This window comes from Yersinia aldovae 670-83 (assembly GCF_000834395.1).
GTDB classification, from domain to species: Bacteria; Pseudomonadota; Gammaproteobacteria; order Enterobacterales; family Enterobacteriaceae; genus Yersinia; species Yersinia aldovae.
The window spans coordinates 2,514,994-2,540,667 of sequence record NZ_CP009781.1 but is presented as its reverse complement, the minus strand read 5'-3'; the positions used below and the strand labels follow the sequence as shown (position 1 = coordinate 2,540,667).

Sequence of the window (25,674 nt, the reverse complement as noted above, 5' to 3'; positions counted from 1 at the left end):
GTTTAATTTGATTGAAATATAAAGGAATTCAGTGATTTTATTGATGAACAGATTACTACGAAACAGTAGCAACATTAGGCTTTGGTGGGGGAGTGCATTCTGCACTGGGGGAGTTCATATCTATTTACTTTGGTTGCTGAGTGCACCCTTTGTACCCGTTATCCTAACAGAAGATCTCCCTGCTGCTGTGATGCTGATGTTGTCGAGCGACCCCGAGTTTACCCCTAATTCTCAGCAAACTCCTGCTGTGGGGCTATCTCAGGATTTTAGTGAGCCAGAGATTGAACAACAGGAAAGCCAGCCAGAAGAGGTGAACGACTCTCTCACTGCGCCAGAACAGCCTGATGCGCTATTGATTGTTGCTAAAAAAGAGCCGATAAAGGCTGACCGCCCTCAACAGGAAGCGGTGAAAGCGCGCAAACCGGTGGTTGAGAAAAAACAGCAGAATCCGAGTAAGCCATCTCCCCCCGCAGTGGCAAGCAGCGCTACGCTGTCAGGTGAAAGTCACCACGTTGCCGCTGCGGTAAACAGCGATTCAACGCACAATCGGCAGGCTAAAATAAACTGGAGAAACCGTCTACAAGGGCACCTACTAGACTTCAAACGTTATCCACCGGGTGCCAGAAAGCAGCGCAGGCAGGGGTCAGCGACTGTTCGTTTTGTGGTCAATAAAGATGGGCATGTTCTTTCGGTTCAACTGATTAATAGTAGCGGAACCGCGATTTTGGATCGCGAGGCACTGGCTACCGTTCAGCGCGCCCAACCTTTGCCTAAACCGCCCGCCGAGATGTTAACGCACGGGCAAGTGAAAATAACCTTACCGATTGATTTTAATATTAAAAATACACGCTGAGAGTGTTTTCTGGTTTTACTAAACAGAGGGCTTTCGCAACGACGCCATAAATACGTTCATGTAGGTTCGCGCCGCGCCATCCTTGGCGCGGGCGCTTTACTCCCCGCCTATCTTCACCTTGCAAGACTGATTCGCCGTGAGCGGGTATAAAACCCGGTCTGGTCAGTCAGAAATGCCAGTTCGCCGGATTATTCACCTGGGCAACGTAGGCAGCGTTCAGCTTCATCAGCACCTAATCGTAATTTGGACTGCAAATCGCGCAGCGCAGTACGTAAACCCTCCTCAATCACCGGATGGTAAAACGGCATATCCAACATTTGATCGACCGTCATTTGTTGCTGATGCGCCCATGCCAGTAGGTGCGCGATATGCTCAGCACCTGGCCCCATCATTTCAGCGCCAAGGAAACGGCCGGTACCTTGTTCACCGTAAACTCGCAAAATACCTTTATTTTTCAGCATGACACGCGAGCGGCCCTGATCTTCAAAAGAGGCTTCACCAATCTCAAAGCACCCGCAGGCACTGAATTTTTGTGCCAATTCGCGGAAAGTGGAGCCTACCATTGCCATTTGCGGATCAGAAAACACCACGGAAATTGGGCTGCGGCGTAAACCGGGTACGACTTCGGGGAATCCACCGGCATTCACACCGGCAATACGAGCCTGATCGCTGGCTTCATGCAATAACGGCAATTGGTTGCTGGCATCACCGGCAATAAAGATATGTGGCACGCTGGTTTGCATCGTCAACCGGTCAGCTTGCGGCACACCGCGCTCATCAAGGGTCAGTGAGGTATTTTCCAGACCTAACTTATCCACATTTGGGCGGCGACCGGTGGCGGCCAGAACGTAATCCACCATAATCTCTTGTGATTTATCGGCTTTATCCCGATAACGGATAAAGACTTTGTCCCCTTCGCGCTGCATGATTTCAACGTTCACATCGGGATCAAGATAGAACTCTTCACCCAGCGTTTTTGCTGCGTAATTGCGTACAATGCTGTCGGTCAGAGGGCCAACACCACCACCAACACCGAACATTTTGACTTGAACGCCTAACCGATGCAGTGCCTGACCCAGTTCCAACCCGATAACGCCGGGGCCGAAAATAGCCACTGATTCTGGCAGCTCATCCCAGTTAAAGACATCATCGTTGACAATCAGACGGTCACCCAGCTCATTCCAGGCGGCGGGCCAGCTTGGGCGAGAACCGGTAGCAATCACAATGCGCTGTGCAATAATGCGTGTATTATCATCAATTTGTAGAGTGTTATCATCAATAAAACGGGCATACCCCTTAATTTTGTCAGTAGCAGGGATGTTATCGACACCTTCCAATACAAAACCGACAAAACGGTCACGCTCGCGTTTTACGCGATCCATTACTTCACCGCCATCAATCTTGGTACTGCCTTGTGGGTGAATACCGAACTCGTGGGCTTTTTCAATCTGATGCGCCGCTTCAGCCGCCGCAATCAGTAGTTTGGATGGCATACAACCGACACGGGCACAGGTAGTACCGTACTCGCCGCCTTCAATCATTACCACGCTAGGGGTTGATAGTTTGGCAGCGCGATAAGCGCCAAGCCCAGCGGTGCCGCCGCCAATCACGGCGACATCAACGTTTAAGGTTTTCATGTCTGCTCCATAACAGGAAAAAAAGGTAGGCCGAAGCCTACCAAGTTAAATCACTATATTTTCATTCTATTAATATTATTAAGCGGATAAGTAATTCTCTAAATCATCACTACCACCAATGTGGCGGCCACCGATAAACACTTGTGGTACGGTTCCACGGCCTGTCACTGCGCGCAGGCTGACGGTAGTTGCATCTTTACCCAGCACGATCTCTTCATACTGAATCCCACGTTCTTGCAACATCTGTTTTGCTTTGGTGCAGAATGGGCAGCCTGGTTTAGTAAAGACAGATACAGATTCCTGTACTTTAAAATCAGGGGCCAGATACTTCAGCATGGTATCGGCATCGGACACTTCAAACGGGTCGCCTGGCTTATTTGGCTCAACAAACATTTTCTCAACCACGCCGTTACGCACCAGCATGGAGTAGCGCCATGAGCGTGGCCCAAAGCCCAGATCAGCTTTTTCAACCAGCATGTTCATGCCTTTGGTGAATTCGCCATTACCGTCAGGAATAAAGGTGATATTTTCAGCATGTTGGTCAGACTTCCAGGCATTCATCACGAAAGTATCATTGACGGAGACACACAAAATGCTATCAACACCGTGCTGTTTAAATACACCGGCCAGCTCGTTATAACGCGGCAGATGGCTGGAGGAACAAGTCGGGGTAAAGGCACCCGGCAGTGAGAAAACAATCACTGTTTTGTTGCTAAATAGCTCGTCGGTGGTTACGTCAACCCACTGGTCGCCCTGACGGGTATGGAATGTCACCTGTGGGATTTTTTTACCTTCTTGGCGGGTAAACATCTGTAACTCCTTAATTGAAAAATGAAATATTCAGATTCTTCTGGGTATCGCTTCGTTGGGACACATTATTCATTTTATCACTTGATAGTTCTAATCACTGATTGCTATCTTATCTATCGTCAATGGCTATCATAAAGCGGAGCACCGATGAATATTCGTGATTTAGAATACCTGGTGGCGCTGGCTGAATTCAGGCATTTCCGGCGTGCCGCCGACTCTTGCCACGTCAGCCAACCCACATTAAGCGGCCAGATTCGCAAGTTGGAAGATGAACTGGGCGTGATGTTGTTAGAGCGAACCAGCCGTAAAGTACTGTTTACTCAAGCCGGGTTATTGCTGGTGGAGCAAGCCAGAACCGTCTTGCGCGAAGTGAAAGTGCTTAAAGAGATGGCCAGCTTGCAGGGCGAAAGTATGTCTGGCCCGTTGCATATTGGGCTTATTCCTACCGTCGGACCTTATTTGTTACCGCAAATCATCCCTATGCTGCATCGGGCCTTCCCGAAATTGGAGATGTACCTGCATGAAGCACAAACGCAGAATCTTTTGGCTCAGTTAGACAGCGGTAAACTCGATTGCGCTATTCTGGCGCTGGTCAAAGAGACAGAAGCCTTTATCGAAGTCCCACTCTTTGATGAGCCGATGAGCCTGGCTATTTATGCCGATCATCCGTGGGCGGATCGTGAGCGGGTGCAAATGCACGAACTGGCGGGCGAGAAGTTATTGATGCTGGAAGACGGCCACTGCTTGCGCGATCAGGCGATGGGCTTTTGTTTCCAGGCCGGTGCTGATGAAGATACCCATTTCCGCGCCACAAGTCTGGAAACTCTGCGCAATATGGTCGCAGCCGGGAGCGGCATTACTCTACTGCCATCGCTGGCGGTGCCGAATGAAAGAAAGCGTGACGGTGTATGTTATCTGGAGTGCTACAAACCTGTGCCTAAACGTACTATTGCATTGGTGTATCGCCCTGGTTCCCCATTGCGTGGCCGCTATGAGCAACTGGCCGAGGCGATACGTGAGCACATGCAACCGCGTATGAGTCAGGCAGCTATAACCGAAACGTTAGAACAAGCGGTTTAAGCCATTGAGTGCTGCCACTCGGTAGGCTTCAGCCATCGTCGGGTAGTTGAAGGTAGTATTGACGAAATATTCGAGAGTATTACCTTCACCTTTTTGCTCCATGATGGCCTGACCGATGTGGATAATCTCCGCCGCACGTTCGCCAAAGCAATGAATACCCAGAATCTGCTTAGTTTCCCGATGGAACAGGATTTTTAAGCTGCCGGTATCCATGCCGACGATTTGTGCTCGCGCCAGATGCTTAAACTGCGCGCGGCCCACTTCGTAAGGCACTTTCATCGCTGTCAGATCCTGCTCGGTTTTACCGACCGAGCTGATTTCAGGAATGGTGTAAATACCGGTTGGAATATCTTCAATCAGGTGAGTATTCGCTTCGCCTTTGATCATCGCTTGTGCTGCAATTCGCCCTTGGTCGTAAGCCGCAGAGGCCAGACTTGGGTAGCCAATCACATCCCCAACCGCATACACATGGGAAAGCGCTGTCTGATACATGCTGTTGACCTTCAACAGACCACGGCTATCCGCTTCCAGCCCAATCTTTTCCAAGCCTAAGCCACTGGTATTACCGGTGCGTCCATTGGCATACAGCAAACAATCCGCTTTGACCTTTTTGCCTGATTTTAGATGAACAATAACCCCATCAACCGTCCCTTCAATTTGCTCAAATTCTTCGTTATGGCGGATAACCACGCCGTTATTCCAGAAATGATAAGAGAGGGCATCGGACATTTCCTGATCGAGGAATGCCAGCAGACGGTCGCGGGTATTGATTAAATCAACTTTGACACTCAAGCCACGGAAAATGGAAGCATATTCGCAGCCAATCACTCCTGCGCCATAGATAATGACATGCTGTGGTTCATGGCTGAGTTGCAAGATGGTATCACTGTCGTAAATACGTTCGTGGGTAAAATCAACGTTTGCTGGGCGATAGGGGCGTGAACCGGTGGCAATCACGATGTTGTCAGCGCGCAATGTATCGCTGGTGCCGTCGGCATAACGCACATTGATGGTATTGGCATCTATAAAACTGGCATCACCGGAGAACATCTGGCAGTGATTGCGATCGTAAAAGCCTTGACGCATACGGGTTTGCTGGTTAATAACGCGGTCCGCATGGTTTAAAATATCAGCGAAAGAAGAACTGATGGTTCGGGCATTGTCGCTGTAAAGTGGGTTTTGATTGAATTCAATAATTCGGCTAACGGCGTGGCGTAAAGCTTTGGATGGGATGGTGCCCCAATGGGTACATCCGCCGCCCACATTGTTGTACCGTTCGATCACGGCAACGCGGGCACCTTGCTTGACCAACCCCATAGCGGCACCTTCACCGCCAGGACCCGAGCCAATAACAATGGCATCAAAATGGGAGTGCTGTTGCATGTAGGAGAGACCTATTTTTATACAAAATTACAACGCGATATTAACATTGTCCCGACTATAACCCAACCAACAATAGGTAAATCATCGTGATGTGTGCTGTAAAGCCACAATTCAGTGTTGTGAAAATGCGGTTGTATAACGGTTGTTACTATAAAGTTTGGTATATTGTTGACTATATGTCTTAGATTGAGAGTTTGGATATCCCTTGGGTACGATTATGGGCGTCAGAGCACAACAAAAAGAGCGGACTCGTCGTTCCCTTATCGAGGCGGCGTTTAGCCAATTGAGCGCTGAACGGAGTTTTGCCAGCCTGAGTCTGCGCGAAGTCTCTCGTGAGGCGGGTATTGCGCCGACTTCTTTTTACCGGCATTTTCGAGATGTTGACGAACTTGGCCTGACAATGGTCGATGAAAGCGGCCTGATGTTGCGCCAACTGATGCGTCAGGCTCGTCAACGGATTGCCAAGGGCGGCAGCGTTATTCGCACGTCAGTATCCACCTTTATGGAATTTATTGGCAATAATCCTAATGCATTTCGCTTGTTGCTCCGTGAGCGTTCCGGGACTTCAGCGGCTTTCCGTGCGGCGGTTGCGCGTGAAATTCAGCATTTTATCGCTGAACTGGCGGATTATCTCGAACTGGAGAATCACATGCCGCGCAGTTTCACCGAGGCGCAAGCAGAGGCGATGGTCACCATTGTCTTCAGTGCGGGTGCAGAAGCGCTGGACGTTGATGCCGAACAACGGCGGCAGTTAGAGGAACGGCTGGTGTTACAACTGCGGATGATCTCGAAGGGAGCTTATTATTGGTATCGTCGCGAGCAGGAGAAGCTCGCTGCATCCCGCGTTTAATAAGGTAAGGAAAATATGGAACAATCTTGCTCTAAAAAACAATCTTTCTCGGAAAAACAACCTCACCGCGAAATGGGCACGTTGCTACTGGCACTAATTACCGGGTTGGCAATAAACGGTTCATTTAACGTGTTATTCAGCGCCTTTGTGCCTTTTTCTATTTTTCCGCTGCTGACATTAATATTGGCAATCTATTGCCTGCATCAGCGCTATCTTAATTTTGCTATGCCGCAAGGGATACCGGTGCTGGCATCGGCGTGTTTTCTGCTCGGGATCTTGCTCTACAGCGCGATTGTTCGGGTTGAGCATCCAGCGATGGGTTCTAACTTTGTCCCTTCGATCCTCAGTGTCGTGCTGGTGTTCTGGATCATCTTCAAACTAAAAACCCGCAAATCGGCACAGACTGAGGTGGACACCGGGTGTTCGGATAATCCACCGTCGTAATGACTTAAAAACGGTCTGTTTCAGAAAGTGATATACCATCATCATGACAAAGGGCAACAGAGCGTTGCCCTTTGGTATTTTAGCTTCCCGTCAGTCGCGTTTTTCCAGCAATACCCCGCACTCCATATGATGGGTATAAGGGAACTGATCAAATAGCGCTAACCGGCTGATTTTATGCGTGTGCTGTAACTGTTCCAGATTGGCGCACAGCGTTTCTGGGTTACAGGAGATATAAAGAATACGCGGGTAACCTTGTACCATTTTGAGCGTTTCGTCATCCAGCCCACTGCGTGGTGGATCGACAAAAATGGTTTCGCAGTTATAACTGCTCAGATCAATACCTTTCAAGCGGTTAAACTCGCGTATTCCTTGCATCGCTTGGGTGAATTCTTCAGCCGACATACGGATAATCTGCACGTTATCGATATTATTAGCCGAAATATTATATTGCGCTGCTGCCACCGACGGTTTGGCAATTTCTGTTGCCAATACCCGTTCAAAGTTACGCGCCAGCGCCAGTGAGAAGTTGCCGTTACCGCAGTATAACTCCAGCAAATCACCGCTGGCGTTCTGGGTAACATCAATTGCCCATTCCAGCATATGGATATTCACCGCAGCATTAGGTTGGGTAAAGCTATTCTCTACCTGACGGTAGATCATATCGCGCCCGGCAACCGGCAGCACCTCATCTATATAGTCGTGATCCAACATGATCTTAGTTTTTGCTGCCCGCCCGATCAATTGCACGTCAAAGCCTTGCGCCCGTAGCTGATCGCGTAACACCAGCGCCTTCTGTTGCCACTCCTCATCTAATTGGCGGTGATACAGTAAAGAAGCTATCAGCTTGCCGCTCATCGTCGATAAGTAATCAATCTGGAACAGTTTTCGTCGTAACAGAGGCTCCGCACGAATAGCGGTCATCAGTACGCTCATCAAACGATTAATCAGCAAATTCGCTACCGGAAACTGCTCAACCCGAATGCGTTGCTTGGTCTGCTGGTCAAACATGATGTGGTACAGATCGTCTTCATCATGCCAAACCCGAAACTCGGCTCTCATGCGGTAATGTTCTACCGGAGAACGGAATATTTCCGCAGCAGGAGCCTGGAACGGCGACATCATCGCCTGAAGACGGGCAGATTTTTCTGCCAGTTGTTGGTCGTAGCTGTCGGTCGGCAGGATGTCGGGCGTCATGTTTCTTCTCGTCTGGGCATTATAAGAAAGGGTTACTGCTGCGGATTGTAGGGAAAGTGGGAGTGATGTCCAGTTTTGTCGTATTTATTCAGCGTAACAATAATGGAAGTCTAGATATCTATTTTACTTGATCGTAGCATTGCGGTCCGGCCTCATGCTGTTACTTAAACACTTAAGAGTTAAAAGGGAATCCGGTGTAAATCCGGAGCTGACGCGCAGCGGTAAGGGGAAGTCACGGCGATAGGTTTCAACCAGACACTGTCCGTAAGGATGGGAAGTCATCGCCCGCTCTGTTTTATTCATAGTCAGATAACAGAGATCCCAAGCCCGAAAACCTGCCGGTATAACGTCGCAATATTCGTGGTCGTCGCGTACCACCGGCCACGGCACTGCGGCATCCGCTAATTAAGCTTGGATGCTTTTCTAATGACAATTAAAAAATATACGCTGTTCACAGCCCTTTCTGTGACAGCCTTTTCTGGATGGGCGCAGGACAGTACCGCAACAAGTAATAAAGATGAAATGGTGGTTACCGCCAGCCGATTCAAACAACCGGTTTCTACCGTGTTGGCACCCACCGATATTGTTACTCGCGACGATATTGACCGCTGGCAGGCAAAAAGCCTCAATGAAGTGATGCGCCGGTTGCCTGGCGTTGATATAGCGCAAACCGGGGGATTAGGCCAAGGTTCTTCTATGTATATCCGTGGTACTGAAGCCCGCCATGTGCTGGTATTAATTGACGGTATTCCCCTTGCGCGTACCGGTATTGTCAATACTGTTAACTTCAATCAAATCCCTATCTCTTTGGTGCAACGGGTTGAATATATCCGTGGACCACGTTCTGCGGTATATGGTTCGGGTGCCATTGGTGGCGTCATTAACGTCATCACACAGACAGATCAAGAGGGCGCACAGATTAATGCGGGCGTTGGTTCTAAAGGTTACCAGCAATATGATGGCAGTGTTCGTCAGCGCTTTGGTGATACTTTGGCAACGCTGGCGGGCGGTTATCAAACCACCAACGGTTTTAATATCAAACCTGACTCACCCAATCCAGTCGATAGCGATCGGGACGGTTTTCGTAATAAAAATTTCTGGGCCGGGCTGGAGCACCAGTTCAATCAAGAGGTATCCGGTTTCGTCAGAGGCTATGGTTACACTAACAATACGGATTACGATGTGGGCAGCATCCCTTTCAGCCCAGCTTACAGCGGTGATGAAGAGCGGCTCTATAACCACACCTATGATGCTGGGTTGCGTTACGCCTCGGGGGCCTACTCCTCACAATTAATCGGTAGCTATCAGAAATATAAAGACTACAACTTTAGTCGCCAATATGGCCGTTATGGTGTGGCTACCACGCTGGACAATATGGACCAACGTAACGTGCAATGGGGTAACACTTACAGCTTTGAAAGTGGGACGCTGAGCGGGGGACTCGACTGGCAGCAACAGCGTTTGACCTCATCGAGCCAGACTATCTCTGATACTTATAAACGCGATAACACCGGTTTATATCTCAGTGGGCAGCAGAAATTCGATAACGTGACGCTAGAAGCCTCTGGCCGTGCAGACAAAGATGAGCAATTTGGCTGGCATGAAACATGGCAAACAGCGGCAGGCTGGGAGTTTGTTCCCGACTATCGCGCGACTGTGTCTTATGGCACGGGATTCCTGGCACCCTCCTTGGGTCAGCAATATGGCTCGCAGCGCTTTGAGATCATATCCAACAGTGACCTTAAGCCGGAAGAATCTCGCCAATGGGAAGCGGGCTTGGAAGGGCTGACTGGGCCACTTAATTGGCGCTTGTCTGCTTATCACTACAAAATTGAAAACCTGATTGATTACTACTCTGACCCAAATACTTACAAGGGGCAGTATTACAATGTCGATTCGGCAACAATAAAAGGTGTTGAATGGACGGGCAACTTCGATACCGGCATTTTCAATCATCAGGTCACATTACAATATATGGACCCACGTAATGATAAGAATAACGAAGTATTAGCCCGCCGTTCTAAACAGCAAGCCAAGTATCAGTTGGATTGGACGATGTTCAAACTGGATATGGACGTTTCGTATCAGTATTACGGTAAACGCTATGACAATAGTACCTCTGCTTATAGCTCGACTCAGCGTGAATTGCCGAGTTATAGCACGGTAGATGTTTCAGCGGCTTATCCGGTTACTTCTCATCTAACAGTTCGTGGTAGAATTGCTAACCTGTTTGATAAAGATTACGAAACGGCTTATGGCTATAAAACCGCTGGACGAGAGTATTACCTCACAGGAAGTTACAACTTCTAAGGCTGATACTGCTCCTCGCCCGACAGCGCTGATTTTCGACTCAGGTGTTGGTGGGCTGTCTGTCTATCAGGAGATTCGGCAATTGCTGCCGGATCTCCACTATATATATGCTTTCGACAACGTCGCGTTCCCTTATGGGGAAAAGTCGGGCGAATTCATCATTGAGCGGGTCGTGGAAATTGTCACTGCCGTACAGCAGCGCCACCCGTTGGCAATTGTGGTCATCGCCTGTAACACCGCCAGCACCGTCTCCCTTCCTGCTTTACGTGAGCGTTTTGCTTTTCCTGTTGTCGGTGTGGTCCCTGCTATCAAACCGGCGGTGCGGCTAACCCGTAATGGCGTGGTCGGTTTACTGGCGACCCGTGGCACAGTTCATGCTTCTTATACTCGTGATTTGATAGAGCGCTTTGCGACAGACTGCAAAATTGAGTTACTGGGATCATCTGAGCTGGTGGAGCTGGCGGAAACCAAGTTGCATGGTGGTGTTGTTCCGAAGGAAGCATTAAAGAAAATCCTTCATCCGTGGCTCGCCATGCGTGAACCGCCAGATACCATCGTTTTAGGTTGCACCCATTTCCCTCTATTAACTGAAGAGTTAGCGCAAGTATTGCCAGAAGGCACCCGAATGGTCGATTCTGGTGCAGCAATTGCCCGCCGTACTGCCTGGCTTATCTCTTCTCAAGAAAATGTCGTTTCTTCTCAGGATGAGAACATCGCTTATTGCATGGCATTGAACGCGGATACTGATGCTTTATTGCCCGTATTACAGGGGTATGGCTTTCCAACGCTGGAAAAACTGCCAATTTAACGGCGTTTTGACTAAAGATTCAGCGGTTGAAAAGTTTTTTGAAATTAGGGGTTGCAGGCTGTCAGGAACTCCCTATAATGCGCCTCCACTGACCGGGAACAACGAAACACACTTCGCCGGGTCAGGAAGAGAAATGATTGAGTTTGACTTCGAAAGAAACCAAATAAACTCTTGACTCTTCAGCGGGAAAGCGTATTATCTGCCTCCCGCGTTACCGTAAGATTCGCCGCAAGGCAAACGGGTAACGAACGCTCTTTAACAATTTATCAGACAATCTGTGTGGGCACTCGCAAGACGATATCGACGCCTGTTTCGGCAGGCAGAAGAAATATCAAAGTCTTGAAGAGTGACCAAAGCAGTACACATTTGAACTTCGGTTCGAATGCATATTTGCAGAAAGTAATCTTTGAGCATCGCTATGTTAACTCATAGCAAATCAAACAAATCTTAAATTGAAGAGTTTGATCATGGCTCAGATTGAACGCTGGCGGCAGGCCTAACACATGCAAGTCGAGCGGCAGCGGGAAGTAGTTTACTACTTTGCCGGCGAGCGGCGGACGGGTGAGTAATGTCTGGGAAACTGCCTGATGGAGGGGGATAACTACTGGAAACGGTAGCTAATACCGCATAACGTCTTCGGACCAAAGTGGGGGACCTTCGGGCCTCACGCCATCGGATGTGCCCAGATGGGATTAGCTAGTAGGTGGGGTAATGGCTCACCTAGGCGACGATCCCTAGCTGGTCTGAGAGGATGACCAGCCACACTGGAACTGAGACACGGTCCAGACTCCTACGGGAGGCAGCAGTGGGGAATATTGCACAATGGGCGCAAGCCTGATGCAGCCATGCCGCGTGTGTGAAGAAGGCCTTCGGGTTGTAAAGCACTTTCAGCGAGGAGGAAGGCAGTCGTGTTAATAGCACGGTTGATTGACGTTACTCGCAGAAGAAGCACCGGCTAACTCCGTGCCAGCAGCCGCGGTAATACGGAGGGTGCAAGCGTTAATCGGAATTACTGGGCGTAAAGCGCACGCAGGCGGTTTGTTAAGTCAGATGTGAAATCCCCGCGCTTAACGTGGGAACTGCATTTGAAACTGGCAAGCTAGAGTCTTGTAGAGGGGGGTAGAATTCCAGGTGTAGCGGTGAAATGCGTAGAGATCTGGAGGAATACCGGTGGCGAAGGCGGCCCCCTGGACAAAGACTGACGCTCAGGTGCGAAAGCGTGGGGAGCAAACAGGATTAGATACCCTGGTAGTCCACGCTGTAAACGATGTCGACTTGGAGGTTGTGCCCTTGAGGCGTGGCTTCCGGAGCTAACGCGTTAAGTCGACCGCCTGGGGAGTACGGCCGCAAGGTTAAAACTCAAATGAATTGACGGGGGCCCGCACAAGCGGTGGAGCATGTGGTTTAATTCGATGCAACGCGAAGAACCTTACCTACTCTTGACATCCACAGAACTTAGCAGAGATGCTTAGGTGCCTTCGGGAACTGTGAGACAGGTGCTGCATGGCTGTCGTCAGCTCGTGTTGTGAAATGTTGGGTTAAGTCCCGCAACGAGCGCAACCCTTATCCTTTGTTGCCAGCACGTAATGGTGGGAACTCAAGGGAGACTGCCGGTGACAAACCGGAGGAAGGTGGGGATGACGTCAAGTCATCATGGCCCTTACGAGTAGGGCTACACACGTGCTACAATGGCAGATACAAAGTGAAGCGAACTCGCGAGAGCAAGCGGACCACATAAAGTCTGTCGTAGTCCGGATTGGAGTCTGCAACTCGACTCCATGAAGTCGGAATCGCTAGTAATCGTAGATCAGAATGCTACGGTGAATACGTTCCCGGGCCTTGTACACACCGCCCGTCACACCATGGGAGTGGGTTGCAAAAGAAGTAGGTAGCTTAACCTTCGGGAGGGCGCTTACCACTTTGTGATTCATGACTGGGGTGAAGTCGTAACAAGGTAACCGTAGGGGAACCTGCGGTTGGATCACCTCCTTACCTAAACGATACGCATTGCGCAGTGTCCACACAGATTGTCTGATAGAAAGTAACGAGCAAATAAGGCCGGGCTGAGAGATTAGTCGGGCTTTAGTACCTTGTTGGGTCTGTAGCTCAGGTGGTTAGAGCGCACCCCTGATAAGGGTGAGGTCGGTGGTTCAAGTCCACTCAGACCCACCAACTCATCCTCATACTGCGTTACAGACACACGCGGTTATACCCATAAACGTCGCGTGACTGCGTCTTGTCTGAGAATGAGTTATGCCGATAAGGTATTTTGCTTTTTATATGGGGCTATAGCTCAGCTGGGAGAGCGCCTGCCTTGCACGCAGGAGGTCAGCGGTTCGATCCCGCTTAGCTCCACCATATAAAAAAACTATTTCAAAACGTACTGCGGTCGTAGACACAGTGGGTTGTGAAATATTGCTCTTTAACAATCTGGAACAAGCTGAAAATTGAAACAATACAGCTGAAACTTATCTCTCCGTAGATGTACTGAGATAAGGATTACCCTGTATTAGAGTCTCTCAAATAATCGCAATGCCAATGGGTTAATCCTTGTTGCAGTGTGAGCGAGAAGACACTCAGCAAGGCGTACAGCGCACAGCAACCGGAGTGAACTTAACGTTCATGAGGATTGCGCGCACTGCACAACATAGCAGAGTGTGTTCACAGCCACACCAATAACGAAAAACACCTTTGGGTTGTGAGGTTAAGCGACTAAGCGTACACGGTGGATGCCTAGGCAGTCAGAGGCGATGAAGGGCGTGCTAATCTGCGAAAAGCGTCGGTAAGGTGATATGAACCGTTATAACCGACGATACCCGAATGGGGAAACCCAGTGCAATTCGTTGCACTATTGCATGGTGAATACATAGCCATGCAAGGCGAACCGGGGGAACTGAAACATCTAAGTACCCCGAGGAAAAGAAATCAACCGAGATTCCCCCAGTAGCGGCGAGCGAACGGGGAAGAGCCCAGAGTCTGAATCAGTTTGTGTGTTAGTGGAAGCGTCTGGAAAGTCGCACGGTACAGGGTGATAGTCCCGTACACCAAAACACGCATTCTGTGAACTCGATGAGTAGGGCGGGACACGTGACATCCTGTCTGAATATGGGGGGACCATCCTCCAAGGCTAAATACTCCTGACTGACCGATAGTGAACCAGTACCGTGAGGGAAAGGCGAAAAGAACCCCGGCGAGGGGAGTGAAATAGAACCTGAAACCGTGTACGTACAAGCAGTGGGAGCCTACTAGTTGGGTGACTGCGTACCTTTTGTATAATGGGTCAGCGACTTATATTTTGTAGCAAGGTTAACCGAATAGGGGAGCCGTAGGGAAACCGAGTCTTAACTGGGCGTCTAGTTGCAAGGTATAGACCCGAAACCCGGTGATCTAGCCATGGGCAGGTTGAAGGTTGGGTAACACTAACTGGAGGACCGAACCGACTAATGTTGAAAAATTAGCGGATGACTTGTGGCTGGGGGTGAAAGGCCAATCAAACCGGGAGATAGCTGGTTCTCCCCGAAAGCTATTTAGGTAGCGCCTCGTGAACTCATCTTCGGGGGTAGAGCACTGTTTCGGCTAGGGGGTCATCCCGACTTACCAAACCGATGCAAACTCCGAATACCGAAGAATGTTATCACGGGAGACACACGGCGGGTGCTAACGTCCGTCGTGAAGAGGGAAACAACCCAGACCGCCAGCTAAGGTCCCAAAGTCATGGTTAAGTGGGAAACGATGTGGGAAGGCACAGACAGCCAGGATGTTGGCTTAGAAGCAGCCATCATTTAAAGAAAGCGTAATAGCTCACTGGTCGAGTCGGCCTGCGCGGAAGATGTAACGGGGCTAAACCATGCACCGAAGCTGCGGCAGCGACGCTTAGGCGTTGTTGGGTAGGGGAGCGTTCTGTAAGCCGTTGAAGGTGACCTGTGAGGGTTGCTGGAGGTATCAGAAGTGCGAATGCTGACATAAGTAACGATAATGCGGGTGAAAAACCCGCACGCCGGAAGACCAAGGGTTCCTGTCCAACGTTAATCGGGGCAGGGTGAGTCGACCCCTAAGGCGAGGCCGAAAGGCGTAGTCGATGGGAAACAGGTTAATATTCCTGTACTTGGTGTTACTGCGAAGGGGGGACGGAGAAGGCTAGGCTAGCCGGGCGACGGTTGTCCCGGTTTAAGCATGTAGGCGGAGCGACTTGGTAAATCCGGTTGCTTATCAACGCTGAGGTGTGATGACGAGTCACTACGGTGATGAAGTAGTTGATGCCAAGCTTCCAGGAAAAGCCTCTAAGCATCAGGTAACATTAAATCGTACCCCAAACCGACACAGGTGGTCAGGTAGAGAATACTCAGGCGCTTGAGAGAACTCGGGTGAAGGAACTAGGCAAAATGGTGCCGTAACTTCGGGAGAAGGCACGCTGGCGTTAGGTAATGGGACTTGCTCCCGGCGCCGAAGCCAGTCGCAGATACCAGCTGGCTGCAACTGTTTAATAAAAACACAGCACTGTGCAAACACGAAAGTGGACGTATACGGTGTGACGCCTGCCCGGTGCTGGAAGGTTAATTGATGGGGTCAGCCGCAAGGCGAAGCTCTTGATCGAAGCCCCAGTAAACGGCGGCCGTAACTATAACGGTCCTAAGGTAGCGAAATTCCTTGTCGGGTAAGTTCCGACCTGCACGAATGGCGTAATGATGGCCAGGCTGTCTCCACCCGAGACTCAGTGAAATTGAACTCGCTGTGAAGATGCAGTGTACCCGCGGCAAGACGGAAAGACCCCGTGAACCTTTACTATAGCTTGACACTGAACATTGAGCCTTGATGTGTAGGATAGGTGGGAGGCATTGAAGTGTGGACGCCAGTCTGCATGGAGCCAACCTTGAAATACCACCCTTTAATGTTTGATGTTCTAACTCGGCCCCGTGATCCGGGGTGAGGACAGTGTCTGGTGGGTAGTTTGACTGGGGCGGTCTCCTCCCAAAGAGTAACGGAGGAGCACGAAGGTTAGCTAATCACGGTCGGACATCGTGAGGTTAGTGCAAAGGCATAAGCTAGCTTGACTGCGAGAGTGACGGCTCGAGCAGGTACGAAAGTAGGTCTTAGTGATCCGGTGGTTCTGAATGGAAGGGCCATCGCTCAACGGATAAAAGGTACTCCGGGGATAACAGGCTGATACCGCCCAAGAGTTCATATCGACGGCGGTGTTTGGCACCTCGATGTCGGCTCATCACATCCTGGGGCTGAAGTAGGTCCCAAGGGTATGGCTGTTCGCCATTTAAAGTGGTACGCGAGCTGGGTTTAGAACGTCGTGAGACAGTTCGGTCCCTATCTGCCGTGGGCGTTGGAAGATTGAGAGGGGCTGCTCCTAGTACGAGAGGACCGGAGTGGACGAATCACTGGTGTTCGGGTTGTCATGCCAATGGCATTGCCCGGTAGCTAAATTCGGAAGAGATAACCGCTGAAAGCATCTAAGCGGGAAACTTGCCTCGAGATGAGTCTTCCCTGGGGCTTTAAGCCCCCTGAAGGAACGTTAAAGACTATGACGTTGATAGGCTGGGTGTGTAAGTGCAGCGATGCATTGAGCTAACCAGTACTAATGATCCGTGAGGCTTAACCTTACAACACCAAAGGTGTTTTGTGTTTGAGAGAGATATTTTCAGCGAAGTTCCGAGATTGGATTGGCTGGCTGGGTAGAAATACCGAGCGAGTTAATTGAAACAGAATTTGCCTGGCGGCCATAGCACGGTGGCACCACCTGAACCCATGCCGAACTCAGAAGTGAAACGCCGTAGCGCCGATGGTAGTGTGGGGTCTCCCCATGCGAGAGTAGGACACTGCCAGGCATCAAACACGCGTTATCAGAGTGACATCTGGTAAACAGACAAAATCGCCACGAGCGGTTTTGCACAGCGAGGAGCGCTGGTCCTGTAAAGGATAAGTATCAGGAAGATAAACGTAAAAGAATCGGTGGAGCGGTAGTTCAGTTGGTTAGAATACCTGCCTGTCACGCAGGGGGTCGCGGGTTCGAGCCCCGTCCGTTCCGCCACTTATTTAAATTATGCCTGCTTATCTTAGCAGGCATAATGTTAAGCATTATTTAGGGGCGTAGCTCAGTTGGTAGAGCACCGGTCTCCAAAACCGGGTGTCGCGAGTTCGAATCTCTCCGCCCCTGCCATATAAATAGCCCTTCGTGAAAGCGAAGGGTTTTTTTATGTCAAAAGTAACTATTTAGTTCTATTTTCATACAGTTCGTCTGCCTCTTTTTACGTATTATTCCCCGTTTAGCTAACATCTATTCAAATTGTTCACATCATAAATCCCCATTTATCCTGTCAACTCACAAATGACCATTACTCCACTAACAACTCTTATTAGTCATGTTTTTTATTAAGATCCAACTGCCTCATATAAGGGTAACGTTCCCAATCCATGTCTATTTAGCTGAATTTATGTACAAAATGATTGTTATTCTATGGTGTGACGTTGCTCATTATTACTTTCACGAAATGTACTAAAACTAATTAGCCTTTTAGCTATCAGGAAGCTCACCTTAAAAAACATCATATATTTTGAGAATAACATTCTCTGCAAATTGGCCGAAATTCAGCGCAATCAATGTCCTGAATGATCATATTAACTGTTCTTTAGAATAGTAATGAGTCAGCGGCTCGACGATGGCAAGTGAGGAGATAAATATGTACAGGCGTTTACTGTTAGCGGCTGCTGTGACAGCAGCAATGTGTAGTGCAGTCCAAGCAGCTCCATTAGTTGTAGGTTTTTCTCAAATAGGTTCCGAGTCCGGTTGGCGTTCTGCGGAAACCAAAGTTTCTAAGCAAGAAGCGGAGAAACGCGGAATAACATTAAAAATCGCGGATGCTCAGCAAAAACAAGAAAACCAAATCAAAGCAGTAAGATCGTTTATCGCCCAAGGTGTTGATGCCATCTTTATCGCCCCGGTGGTTGCTACCGGTTGGACACCGGTTTTACAGGAAGCAAAAGAAGCCCAAACCCCGGTATTCCTGCTTGACCGTATGATTGAAGTGAATGATCCCTCTTTATATACCGCAGCAGTGGCTTCGGACAGCGTATATGAAGGTAGAGTTGCAGGTGAATGGCTGCTGAAAGATGTAGCAGGCAAACCCTGTAATGTGGTTGAACTCCAAGGCACTGTCGGTTCCAGTGTGGCCATTAACCGCAAAAAAGGTTTTGCTGATGGAATTGCCTTTGCGCCTAATGTGAAAATAATTCGTTCTCAATCAGGGGATTTCACACGCAGTAAAGGCAAAGAGGTTATGGAGAGCTTTATCAAAGCAGAGCAAAACGGCAAAAATATCTGTGCTGTTTATGCACATAACGATGATATGGCCATTGGTGCCATTCAAGCTATTAAAGAAGCGGGCCTGAAGCCTGGCTCCGAAATCAAAATTGTTTCTATCGATGGTGTGCCAGATATTTTCAAAGCAATGAGCAGTGGTGAAGCTAATGCCACCGTTGAATTAACACCGAATATGGCCGGCCCAGCTTTTGATGCATTAATTGCATTGAAGAAGGACGGCACTCAGCCACCTAAGTTTATCCAGACAGAATCACGTTTATTACAGCCCGATACCGCTAAGCAGGAATATGAATCCAAGAAGAGCTTGGGTTATTGATTTAAAAGGCGGGATTTGTCCCGCCTGCTTTCGTCACCTGTATTTAGGCAATATCTGAGTCGTTTTTGAACATGGGTACATCTGATGGAAACACTGCTAGAAGTCCGTGGCTTGTCAGTTGAATTTCCTGGTGTTAAAGCATTGGATTCTGTTGATTTCTCTTTGCAACGCGGTGAAGTAGTGGCTTTGCTGGGCGAGAATGGTGCAGGAAAATCGACGTTAATTAAAGCATTAACCGGGGTCTATAAGCGGGCCACCGGCGAAGTCTATTTAGATGGTGTAGCCATTTGTCCTATTGATACAGCAGATGCCCAAAAAATGGGTATTGGTACAGTTTATCAAGAGGTCAATTTACTCCCTAATATCTCTATTGCAGCAAATCTCTTTATAGGCCGTGAACCATTGCGTTGGGGATTAATTGATCATCGCACGATGAATCAACAAGCAACAAAATTACTGAAAGGCTATGGCCTGGAGTTGGATGTTCAGCGGCCTTTGGCTGATTTCTCTATTGCAATACAACAGATTGTCGCGATTGCTCGGGCAGTTGATCTATCTGCTAAGGTATTGATTCTGGATGAGCCGACGGCAAGTTTGGATGCTAAAGAAGTCAGTATGTTATTGGATATTTTGCGACAGCTGCGTGATCAAGGTATTGGTATGGTTTTCGTGACACATTTCCTCGATCAGGTTTATCGGATCAGCGATCGTATTACCGTTTTGCGTAATGGCAAGCTCGTCGGCACAAAAAACACTACAGAACTCCCCCGCATTGAATTGGTTCAGATGATGCTAGGCCATAGCTTTGACGAACAATTATTAAAACGTGGTGAACATAATATTGCGGTAAGTAACCCATTAGTTGAATTCAAAAACTATAGTCGGCGAGGAGTGGTAGAGAACTTCGATTTATCTGTTTCTCCCGGAGAAATTGTCGGTCTGGCCGGGCTATTAGGCTCGGGTCGCACGGAAACAGCGCAGTTAATTTTTGGTGTCACCACACCTGATACTGGCGAAGCCAAAATTCAGGGCAAACCGGTTAAGATTAGAACGCCACGGAAAGCGTCGAAATATGGTTTTGGCTATTGCCCGGAAGATCGTAAAACTGACGGCATTGTGGGGGCCGCGACGGTACGAGAAAACATTATTTTGGCCCTACAGGCTCAACGCGGGTGGTTGAGGCCAATTTCTATACGTGAACAAACCCAAATTGCAGAGGATTTTATCCAGCAATTGGGTATTCGAACTCCTGGCCCTGAACAGCAAATTCAGTACCTCTCCGGCGGAAACCAGCAAAAAGTTTTGTTAGCCCGCTGGTTGGCCACAAAACCTCGCTTTCTGATTTTAGATGAACCGACTCGGGGCATTGATGTGGGGGCTCATGCTGAAATCATTCGGTTAATTGAAAAGTTATGTGATGAAGGATTAGCACTGCTCATTATCTCTTCCGAATTAGAGGAATTGGCAGGTTACGCCGATCGCGTCATTGTTTTGCGAGATCGTCGCCATATTGCACAACTCGGTCACGATGAGATTTCTGTTCCTGCCATTATGCAGGCGATCGCGGTGCAATAAGGAGTTACCTCATGGGAAACAGGAGCCTATCTATGCCGCAAAGGCCGCGTAAAGTTAAATGGGTCTTGCCGAGCGGTGCTACTCAATTTGGTGCTCTGGCGGTCATTTTATTGATTGATAGTTTGGTCGCACCACACTTTTTTTCAATTCATATTCAGGATGGTCGGCTGTTTGGCAGTGTGATTGATATCTTAAACTGGGGTGCTCCCGTTGCGTTATTGGCACTGGGAATGACGTTAGTGATCGCAACCGGAGGCATCGATTTATCAGTTGGAGCGGTGATGGCGATAGCCGGTGCGACTGCGGCCACATTAACCAGCGCAGGATATCCCTTATTGGTGGTATTGATCGCAGCACTTGCTGTCGGTGCGTTATGCGGTTTATGGAATGGGTTTTTGGTCGCGGTATTACAAATTCAACCGATTGTTGCCACCTTGATGTTAATGGTTGCAGGGCGAGGTATAGCTCAACTGATTACCGAAGGCCAGATTGTCACATTTGATAGCGGAGGGTTGGCAGAGTTAGGCAGCAGCACCTTGATGTATATGCCAATGTCTGTGGTCATCGCATTTAGTATGCTGATTATTGTGTGGCTATTGACGCGCAAAACGGCACTGGGGTTGTTTATTGAGTCTGTTGGTATCAACCTGCGTTCAGCACGTAATGCGGGGGTAAATACCCGTTTGGTGCTGATATCGGTATATGTCATTTGTGGTGTCTGTGCGGCAGTTGCGGGCATTATCGTGACCGCCGATATCCGTGGTGCAGATGCTAATAATGCCGGTTTATGGTTGGAGTTGGATGCTATTTTGGCGGTGGTCATTGGCGGTGCATCCTTGATGGGTGGGCGTTTTAATCTTTTGCTTTCAGTGATTGGTGCTTTGATTATTCAGGGTATGAATACTGGGATTTTGCTTTCTGGCTACCAACCGGAATTCAATCTGGTTCTTAAAGCCATTGTGGTGTTAGCTGTATTGGTGGTGCAGTCACCGATGATCTCATTGAGCCATATCTTCCGGAGGCGAAAATAATGTTAAAGCGTAATATTCCTTTGCTGATGACTATCGCCGTTTTTATTCTGGGATATGCCTTTTGTCTCAGTCAGTTTCCCAGTTTTTCTTCCTCTCGTGTTTGGTGTGACTTACTGACAGATAATGCTTTTTTGGGCATTGTTGCTGTAGGTATGACCTTTGTTATTTTATCCGGCGGTATTGATTTATCTGTCGGTTCAGTTATTGCGTTTACTGGCGTGCTGCTGGCGAAGCTAATCGGAACCTATGGCATTCATCCTATGTATGCTTTTGCCATTGCATTGATTATGGGGGCGATGTTTGGCGCTCTGATGGGTTGGATTATTGATTCCCTGAAACTCCCTGCATTTATCATCACCCTGGCTGGGATGTTTTTTGTGCGTGGCATGAGTTTTATTGTGTCTGAAGAGTCGATACCCATTGATCATCCACTTTATGCCACGTTGGCAAATTTCGCCTGGAAAGTCCCCGGCGGGGGGCGGTTCACTTTATTAGCTTTTATCATGCTAATAGTTGTGGCATTTGGCATTCTCTTGGCTCATCGAACACGTTTTGGTCATAACGTCTATGCCATTGGGGGAAATAGCGTTTCTGCCGGCTTGATGGGGGTTCCGGTCAGACAAACGACGATAAAAATCTATATGCTGTCGAGCACGCTAGCCGCGTTATCTGGAATTGTTTTTTCTCTCTACACGTCTGCCGGTTATGCCTTAGCCGCCAGTGGTGTTGAGCTGGATGCGATTGCTGCTGTGGTTATCGGTGGTACGTTGCTCACCGGCGGTATTGGCACCGTTTTTGGTACTCTATTTGGCGTCCTGATTCAGGGGCTTATCCAGAGTTATATCACTTTTGATGGCACGCTTAGTTCATGGTGGACCAAGATTGTCATTGGTATTCTGTTATTTAGTTTTATTGCCATTCAGAAGGCGATGAGCGCTTTTTATCTAAATCGTCGGGCACACCCTAAGTCGCCGCCACTTAATCCGGTGTAGCGCTTTGGGTTGTGTTATTTATTGGTGTTTTTAAGAGTTGCCGGATCAATGTTTGCTGGTCGCTGTTTTGTAACCAAACTGCATACAGTGGTCGTACAACAGGTGGAACGTCAGCATTGATAATGAGCTGGGGATATTCTTTTTGCCAATGTTCTGGTAGGAAGGCGCAACCGCCAGTGCTTTCCAGCAGTTGTCGGGTTAACTGTGCGGAGGTGGTGGTTAATACGGGCATTTGTTCACTGTTGAGCAATCTATTTTCTTGTTGATGGAAGTCAGCACCCCATTCAAGTTTGATATAGGGCGCTTCATTTGCATTATTATGCGCAACAGGCGCTGTTACTTCTTGTGATGAATCAAGCGGAATCATCGAATACAGCCGTAGAGAAAAATGCCCCAGTAGCTGGCTGGCCAGTTCGTCCATTTTCGGTGGTTCAGTTGTTATTAATAAATCCAGTTGCCGTTCGTGCAACTGCTTGACCAGTGACTGTCTGAGCGCTATTCGTGCTTCAAGGCGCAATGCTTCACGCTGTTTATAGAGTAGTTGTAACCACGGCGTCAGATATGCCTCCCATAGCGATGCGGTTGCACCGATGGATAACTCGGCGTGCTGTAGCGAGTGTGCAACCTCTTTTTTTGCCAACTGCCAGGTACTCATCAGCGATTCTGCGTAGGGAACCAACCGTTCACCCGCAGGTGTTAGGCGAATATTATTGCGATGGCGAGTGAATAAATTTGCACCTAACTGATTTTCCAATTGACGGATACGAAAACTCACCGCCGACTGTGTTAAGTACAAAGATTCAGCTGCGCGCCCAAAGTGGCGGGTTCTACTGACCTCCAAAAAGGTTTTCAGTAATTCGGTATCCAAACCTATCTCCAATTTATTTTGTCGTTAAGATTTAAATGTTTTGTTTTACACGATGTCAAGCCTATCTAATACTCCGCGCCATAAACAGCACGACCATGAGAGAATTAGGAGCGTGTCAGATGGCGGATAGCTTCATCACGACCAATCGTTTTTTTGATAATAAACACTATCCTCGCGGGTTCTCGCGTCACGGCGATTTCACCATTAAAGAGGCGCAATTACTAGAGCGCCACGGCTACGCCTTCAACGAACTCGACTTAGGTAAACGTGAACCTGCTACTGAAGAAGAGCAACTATTTGTTGCTGTTTGTCGCGGCGAACGTGAGCCGGTCAGTGCTGAGGAAAAGGTGTGGTCCAAATATGTGACCCACACTCGTCGGCCTAAGCGCTTCCACACCTTGTCTGGCGGCAAACCGCAGATGGATGCCGTGGAAGATTATACTGACAGTGACGATTAATATCTGCCGTACTTGAAGTTGCAGAGGGATTCTATTGTCTGCAACTTCAATGATTCCGGGTACGACCGGGTACGAATAGTGGTTAAAAATAGGAGGTTTTGCCTCCTATTTCACATCAGGTTTTTGTGTAACTGCGCCAGTAGGCGGTCCATACAACGATAGCTTAGTGCTTCCGCTAGGTGATTTTTTTGAATGTTTTTCTCCAGAGCAAGGTCGGCAATGGTCCGTGCGACTTTCAGAATATGATGCCAGGCTCGTACTGACAGACCTAACGTCAGTAATACCTGTTCAAGAAAAGCCGCATCCGCAGGTGCTAAATAACAATATTCCGTCACTTCATGGCTACCGAGCTGTGTATTGATCTTCCCCGCCCGTTCTAATTGCGTTCTTCTTGCCTGTAATACCCGTTGCCTGACGATTTCGCTACTTTCCCCTAGGTTTTTCTGCGCGCGCAGCATCCCAGCAGGCAGTAAAGGGACTTCTATTGATATATCAAATCTATCGAGAAACGGCCCAGACAGTTTTGCCAGATAGCGCAGAACCTGTTGTGGCGGTGTTCGGTTATGAACTCCCTGATAATGCCCACTGGGGCTGGGATTCATAGCAGCAATAAGTTGTACTTTAGCAGGGAAGCAAACTTTAGCTGCGGCACGGGAAATGATAATTTCGCCTGACTCCAGCGGTTCACGCAGCGAATCTAATACCCGTCGTTCAAATTCAGGCAGTTCATCGAGAAATAGCACACCGTTATGTGCCAGAGATATCTCACCAGGGCGAGGGATTGTTCCACCGCCCACCAGTGCGGCCATCGATGCGCTGTGATGTGGAGCACGAAAGGCCCGACAGCGCCATTGAGCGGGGCGTTCGTTACTGTGTAGCAAGCCATTGATTGCGGCTGCCTCCAGTGCCTCCTGATCTGTCAAAGGAGGTAATAACCCGGTTAAGCGATTGGCCAGCATGGTTTTACCGGTACCTGGTGGCCCAAGTAGCAATAAGTTATGCCCCCCCGCCGCGGCAATTTCCAACGCGCGCTTGGCTTGTGACTGGCCGATAATATCTTGTAGGTCAAGGCTGTTATCCCATGATTGGGAGGGGGCTAGCACCTGACCTTGGGCGAGCGTATTTTCACCCTGTAAGAAACCACACACGGCAAGCAGATGGTCCGCGACCCAGCTATCACCTTGTGGGATCAGGCCAATTTCCAGGTTGTTGGCGGACGGGAGAATTAACTGACGTTTGGCCTGGCTGCTGGCGAGTGCCGCTGGAATTGCGCCGCAAACCCGCCTTAGTGCTCCTGAAAGTGCTAACTCACCCAAGAACTCATATTGCGCTAATTGATCGGCAGGGATCTGTTCTGAGGCCGCCAATATCGCTAACGCGATAGGGAGATCATAACGCCCGCCTTCTTTGGGTAAGTCTGCCGGTGCCAGACTGACGGTGATTCGTTTGGCTGGAAAGGTAAAGCCGCTATTAATTAATGCACTACGAACCCTGTCACGCGCTTCTTTAACCGTTGTTTCGGGTAAACCAACCAATACCAGCCCTGGTAACCCGTTACTGATATGCACTTCTACCGTAACCGGTGGTGCCTGAATACCCAAGGTTGCGCGGGTATGGATAATTGCCAATGACATGATGCTTCCCTTTGTCGTGATGCGTCCTTGCCGCCAGTTGAGGTGGCCGTGGGTGATAGCCGCAACAGGGTGCCTCACGCCTCTTTTCAGTGCAGAAAAGAATG

17 protein-coding genes, 4 tRNA genes, 3 rRNA genes and 1 riboswitch are annotated in these 25,674 nt (G+C 49.0%); of the genes, 18 read left to right on the top strand and 6 right to left on the bottom strand.

Features of this window, described 5'->3' with window-relative positions:
* Nucleotides 1-43 precede the first annotated feature (43 nt).
* A complete protein-coding gene (locus AT01_RS11565; RefSeq protein WP_042548601.1) occupies nucleotides 44-853 on the top strand; it encodes an energy transducer TonB in 810 nt (269 codons plus the stop codon).
* 188 nt (nucleotides 854-1,041) lie between these two features.
* Here AT01_RS11565 and AT01_RS11560 read toward each other — a convergent pair whose 3' ends face one another.
* Both AT01_RS11560 and AT01_RS11555 read right to left on the bottom strand, forming a co-directional pair.
* Nucleotides 1,042-2,490: a dihydrolipoyl dehydrogenase gene (locus AT01_RS11560; RefSeq protein ID WP_042547252.1), complete on the bottom strand. Its 1,449-nt coding sequence runs from the start codon at nucleotides 2,488-2,490 to the stop codon at nucleotides 1,042-1,044.
* A gap of 78 nt (nucleotides 2,491-2,568) precedes the next feature.
* Entirely contained in the window at nucleotides 2,569-3,300 is a 732-nt protein-coding gene (locus AT01_RS11555) for a glutathione peroxidase (protein ID WP_004704558.1), read from the bottom strand.
* A 147-nt stretch (nucleotides 3,301-3,447) separates the two neighbouring features.
* Here AT01_RS11555 and oxyR point away from each other — a divergent pair, with 147 nt between their 5' ends.
* Nucleotides 3,448-4,380 (top strand): DNA-binding transcriptional regulator OxyR, encoded by a 933-nt coding sequence (gene oxyR, locus AT01_RS11550; protein WP_042547251.1) that lies wholly within the window; start codon nucleotides 3,448-3,450, stop codon nucleotides 4,378-4,380.
* Here the strand turns inward: oxyR and sthA are convergent.
* Nucleotides 4,363-5,763: a Si-specific NAD(P)(+) transhydrogenase gene (gene sthA, locus AT01_RS11545; protein ID WP_042547250.1), complete on the bottom strand. Its 1,401-nt coding sequence runs from the start codon at nucleotides 5,761-5,763 to the stop codon at nucleotides 4,363-4,365. The genes oxyR and sthA overlap by 18 nt on opposite strands.
* Before the next feature lie 217 nt (nucleotides 5,764-5,980).
* Here sthA and fabR point away from each other — a divergent pair, with 217 nt between their 5' ends.
* Nucleotides 5,981-6,613: an HTH-type transcriptional repressor FabR gene (fabR, locus tag AT01_RS11540; RefSeq protein ID WP_004704556.1), complete on the top strand. Its 633-nt coding sequence runs from the start codon at nucleotides 5,981-5,983 to the stop codon at nucleotides 6,611-6,613.
* Between the two features lie 15 nt (nucleotides 6,614-6,628).
* Nucleotides 6,629-7,057: a YijD family membrane protein gene (locus AT01_RS11535; RefSeq protein WP_004704555.1), complete on the top strand. Its 429-nt coding sequence runs from the start codon at nucleotides 6,629-6,631 to the stop codon at nucleotides 7,055-7,057.
* A gap of 90 nt (nucleotides 7,058-7,147) precedes the next feature.
* Here AT01_RS11535 and trmA read toward each other — a convergent pair whose 3' ends face one another.
* On the bottom strand, nucleotides 7,148-8,251 hold the full coding sequence (gene trmA / locus AT01_RS11530) for a tRNA (uridine(54)-C5)-methyltransferase TrmA (protein ID WP_042547249.1): 1,104 nt from the start codon (nucleotides 8,249-8,251) through the stop codon (nucleotides 7,148-7,150).
* 130 nt (nucleotides 8,252-8,381) lie between these two features.
* A riboswitch (cobalamin riboswitch) is annotated at nucleotides 8,382-8,608 on the top strand.
* 69 nt (nucleotides 8,609-8,677) lie between these two features.
* On the opposite strand from trmA, the gene btuB reads away from it, so the two are divergent.
* From btuB to yjfF, 13 genes are all read left to right on the top strand, one after another.
* Nucleotides 8,678-10,561, top strand: a complete 1,884-nt coding sequence (btuB, locus tag AT01_RS11525) for a TonB-dependent vitamin B12 receptor BtuB (RefSeq protein WP_042547248.1) — start codon at nucleotides 8,678-8,680, stop codon at nucleotides 10,559-10,561.
* Complete coding sequence (gene murI / locus AT01_RS11520) at nucleotides 10,506-11,369, top strand: glutamate racemase (RefSeq protein WP_042547247.1); 864 nt, start codon at nucleotides 10,506-10,508, stop codon at nucleotides 11,367-11,369. Before btuB ends, murI begins: the two co-directional genes overlap by 56 nt.
* A 449-nt stretch (nucleotides 11,370-11,818) precedes the next feature.
* A 16S ribosomal RNA gene (locus tag AT01_RS11515) occupies nucleotides 11,819-13,361 on the top strand.
* Between the two features lie 103 nt (nucleotides 13,362-13,464).
* A tRNA-Ile gene (locus AT01_RS11510) sits at nucleotides 13,465-13,541 on the top strand.
* 110 nt (nucleotides 13,542-13,651) lie between these two features.
* Nucleotides 13,652-13,727, top strand: a tRNA-Ala gene (locus AT01_RS11505).
* Between the two features lie 344 nt (nucleotides 13,728-14,071).
* Nucleotides 14,072-16,978 (top strand): 23S ribosomal RNA (locus tag AT01_RS11500).
* Nucleotides 16,979-17,087: 109 nt separating this feature from the next.
* A 5S ribosomal RNA gene (gene rrf / locus AT01_RS11495) occupies nucleotides 17,088-17,203 on the top strand.
* Together the 16S, 23S and 5S rRNA genes with 4 tRNA genes alongside form the textbook arrangement of a ribosomal RNA operon.
* 126 nt (nucleotides 17,204-17,329) lie before the next feature.
* Nucleotides 17,330-17,406: transfer RNA gene (locus tag AT01_RS11490), tRNA-Asp, on the top strand.
* A gap of 53 nt (nucleotides 17,407-17,459) precedes the next feature.
* Nucleotides 17,460-17,535: transfer RNA gene (locus tag AT01_RS11485), tRNA-Trp, on the top strand.
* A 520-nt stretch (nucleotides 17,536-18,055) separates the two neighbouring features.
* Nucleotides 18,056-19,012, top strand: a complete 957-nt coding sequence (ytfQ, locus tag AT01_RS11480) for a galactofuranose ABC transporter, galactofuranose-binding protein YtfQ (RefSeq protein ID WP_042547246.1) — start codon at nucleotides 18,056-18,058, stop codon at nucleotides 19,010-19,012.
* An 84-nt stretch (nucleotides 19,013-19,096) separates the two neighbouring features.
* Entirely contained in the window at nucleotides 19,097-20,587 is a 1,491-nt protein-coding gene (gene ytfR / locus AT01_RS11475) for a galactofuranose ABC transporter, ATP-binding protein YtfR (protein WP_042547245.1), read from the top strand.
* A gap of 32 nt (nucleotides 20,588-20,619) precedes the next feature.
* Nucleotides 20,620-21,618 (top strand): galactofuranose ABC transporter, ATP-binding protein YtfT, encoded by a 999-nt coding sequence (gene ytfT, locus AT01_RS11470; protein WP_042547244.1) that lies wholly within the window; start codon nucleotides 20,620-20,622, stop codon nucleotides 21,616-21,618.
* The gene (gene yjfF, locus AT01_RS11465; protein WP_042547243.1) at nucleotides 21,618-22,610 is read left to right on the top strand and encodes a galactofuranose ABC transporter, permease protein YjfF; all 993 of its coding nucleotides are present in this window, start codon (nucleotides 21,618-21,620) and stop codon (nucleotides 22,608-22,610) included. Before ytfT ends, yjfF begins: the two co-directional genes overlap by 1 nt.
* Here the strand turns inward: yjfF and hdfR are convergent.
* The gene (gene hdfR, locus AT01_RS11460) at nucleotides 22,597-23,478 is read right to left on the bottom strand and encodes an HTH-type transcriptional regulator HdfR (protein ID WP_042547242.1); all 882 of its coding nucleotides are present in this window, start codon (nucleotides 23,476-23,478) and stop codon (nucleotides 22,597-22,599) included. The two genes, yjfF and hdfR, sit on opposite strands and share 14 nt — an antisense overlap.
* Before the next feature lie 119 nt (nucleotides 23,479-23,597).
* Between hdfR and AT01_RS11455 the strand changes: the two genes are divergently transcribed.
* A complete protein-coding gene (locus AT01_RS11455) occupies nucleotides 23,598-23,936 on the top strand; it encodes a DUF413 domain-containing protein (RefSeq protein WP_004704181.1) in 339 nt (112 codons plus the stop codon).
* Nucleotides 23,937-24,046: 110 nt separating this feature from the next.
* On the opposite strand, the gene AT01_RS11450 is transcribed toward AT01_RS11455, so the two are convergent.
* Complete coding sequence (locus AT01_RS11450) at nucleotides 24,047-25,570, bottom strand: YifB family Mg chelatase-like AAA ATPase (RefSeq protein ID WP_042547241.1); 1,524 nt, start codon at nucleotides 25,568-25,570, stop codon at nucleotides 24,047-24,049.
* Between the last annotated feature and the right edge of the window lie 104 nt (nucleotides 25,571-25,674).

What these genes read in the sequence shown, in the direction of transcription:
- AT01_RS11565 (WP_042548601.1), top strand. Translation starts at nt 44, where the DNA reads ATGAACAGATTACTACGAAACAGTAGCAACATTAGGCTTTGGTGGGGG.
- AT01_RS11560 (WP_042547252.1), bottom strand. Translation starts at nt 2,490, where the DNA reads ATGAAAACCTTAAACGTTGATGTCGCCGTGATTGGCGGCGGCACCGCT.
- AT01_RS11555 (WP_004704558.1), bottom strand. Translation starts at nt 3,300, where the DNA reads ATGTTTACCCGCCAAGAAGGTAAAAAAATCCCACAGGTGACATTCCAT.
- oxyR (WP_042547251.1), top strand. Translation starts at nt 3,448, where the DNA reads ATGAATATTCGTGATTTAGAATACCTGGTGGCGCTGGCTGAATTCAGG.
- sthA (WP_042547250.1), bottom strand. Translation starts at nt 5,763, where the DNA reads ATGCAACAGCACTCCCATTTTGATGCCATTGTTATTGGCTCGGGTCCT.
- fabR (WP_004704556.1), top strand. Translation starts at nt 5,981, where the DNA reads ATGGGCGTCAGAGCACAACAAAAAGAGCGGACTCGTCGTTCCCTTATC.
- AT01_RS11535 (WP_004704555.1), top strand. Translation starts at nt 6,629, where the DNA reads ATGGAACAATCTTGCTCTAAAAAACAATCTTTCTCGGAAAAACAACCT.
- trmA (WP_042547249.1), bottom strand. Translation starts at nt 8,251, where the DNA reads ATGACGCCCGACATCCTGCCGACCGACAGCTACGACCAACAACTGGCA.
- btuB (WP_042547248.1), top strand. Translation starts at nt 8,678, where the DNA reads ATGACAATTAAAAAATATACGCTGTTCACAGCCCTTTCTGTGACAGCC.
- murI (WP_042547247.1), top strand. Translation starts at nt 10,506, where the DNA reads ATGGCTATAAAACCGCTGGACGAGAGTATTACCTCACAGGAAGTTACA.
- ytfQ (WP_042547246.1), top strand. Translation starts at nt 18,056, where the DNA reads ATGTACAGGCGTTTACTGTTAGCGGCTGCTGTGACAGCAGCAATGTGT.
- ytfR (WP_042547245.1), top strand. Translation starts at nt 19,097, where the DNA reads ATGGAAACACTGCTAGAAGTCCGTGGCTTGTCAGTTGAATTTCCTGGT.
- ytfT (WP_042547244.1), top strand. Translation starts at nt 20,620, where the DNA reads ATGCCGCAAAGGCCGCGTAAAGTTAAATGGGTCTTGCCGAGCGGTGCT.
- yjfF (WP_042547243.1), top strand. Translation starts at nt 21,618, where the DNA reads ATGTTAAAGCGTAATATTCCTTTGCTGATGACTATCGCCGTTTTTATT.
- AT01_RS11455 (WP_004704181.1), top strand. Translation starts at nt 23,598, where the DNA reads ATGGCGGATAGCTTCATCACGACCAATCGTTTTTTTGATAATAAACAC.
- AT01_RS11450 (WP_042547241.1), bottom strand. Translation starts at nt 25,570, where the DNA reads ATGTCATTGGCAATTATCCATACCCGCGCAACCTTGGGTATTCAGGCA.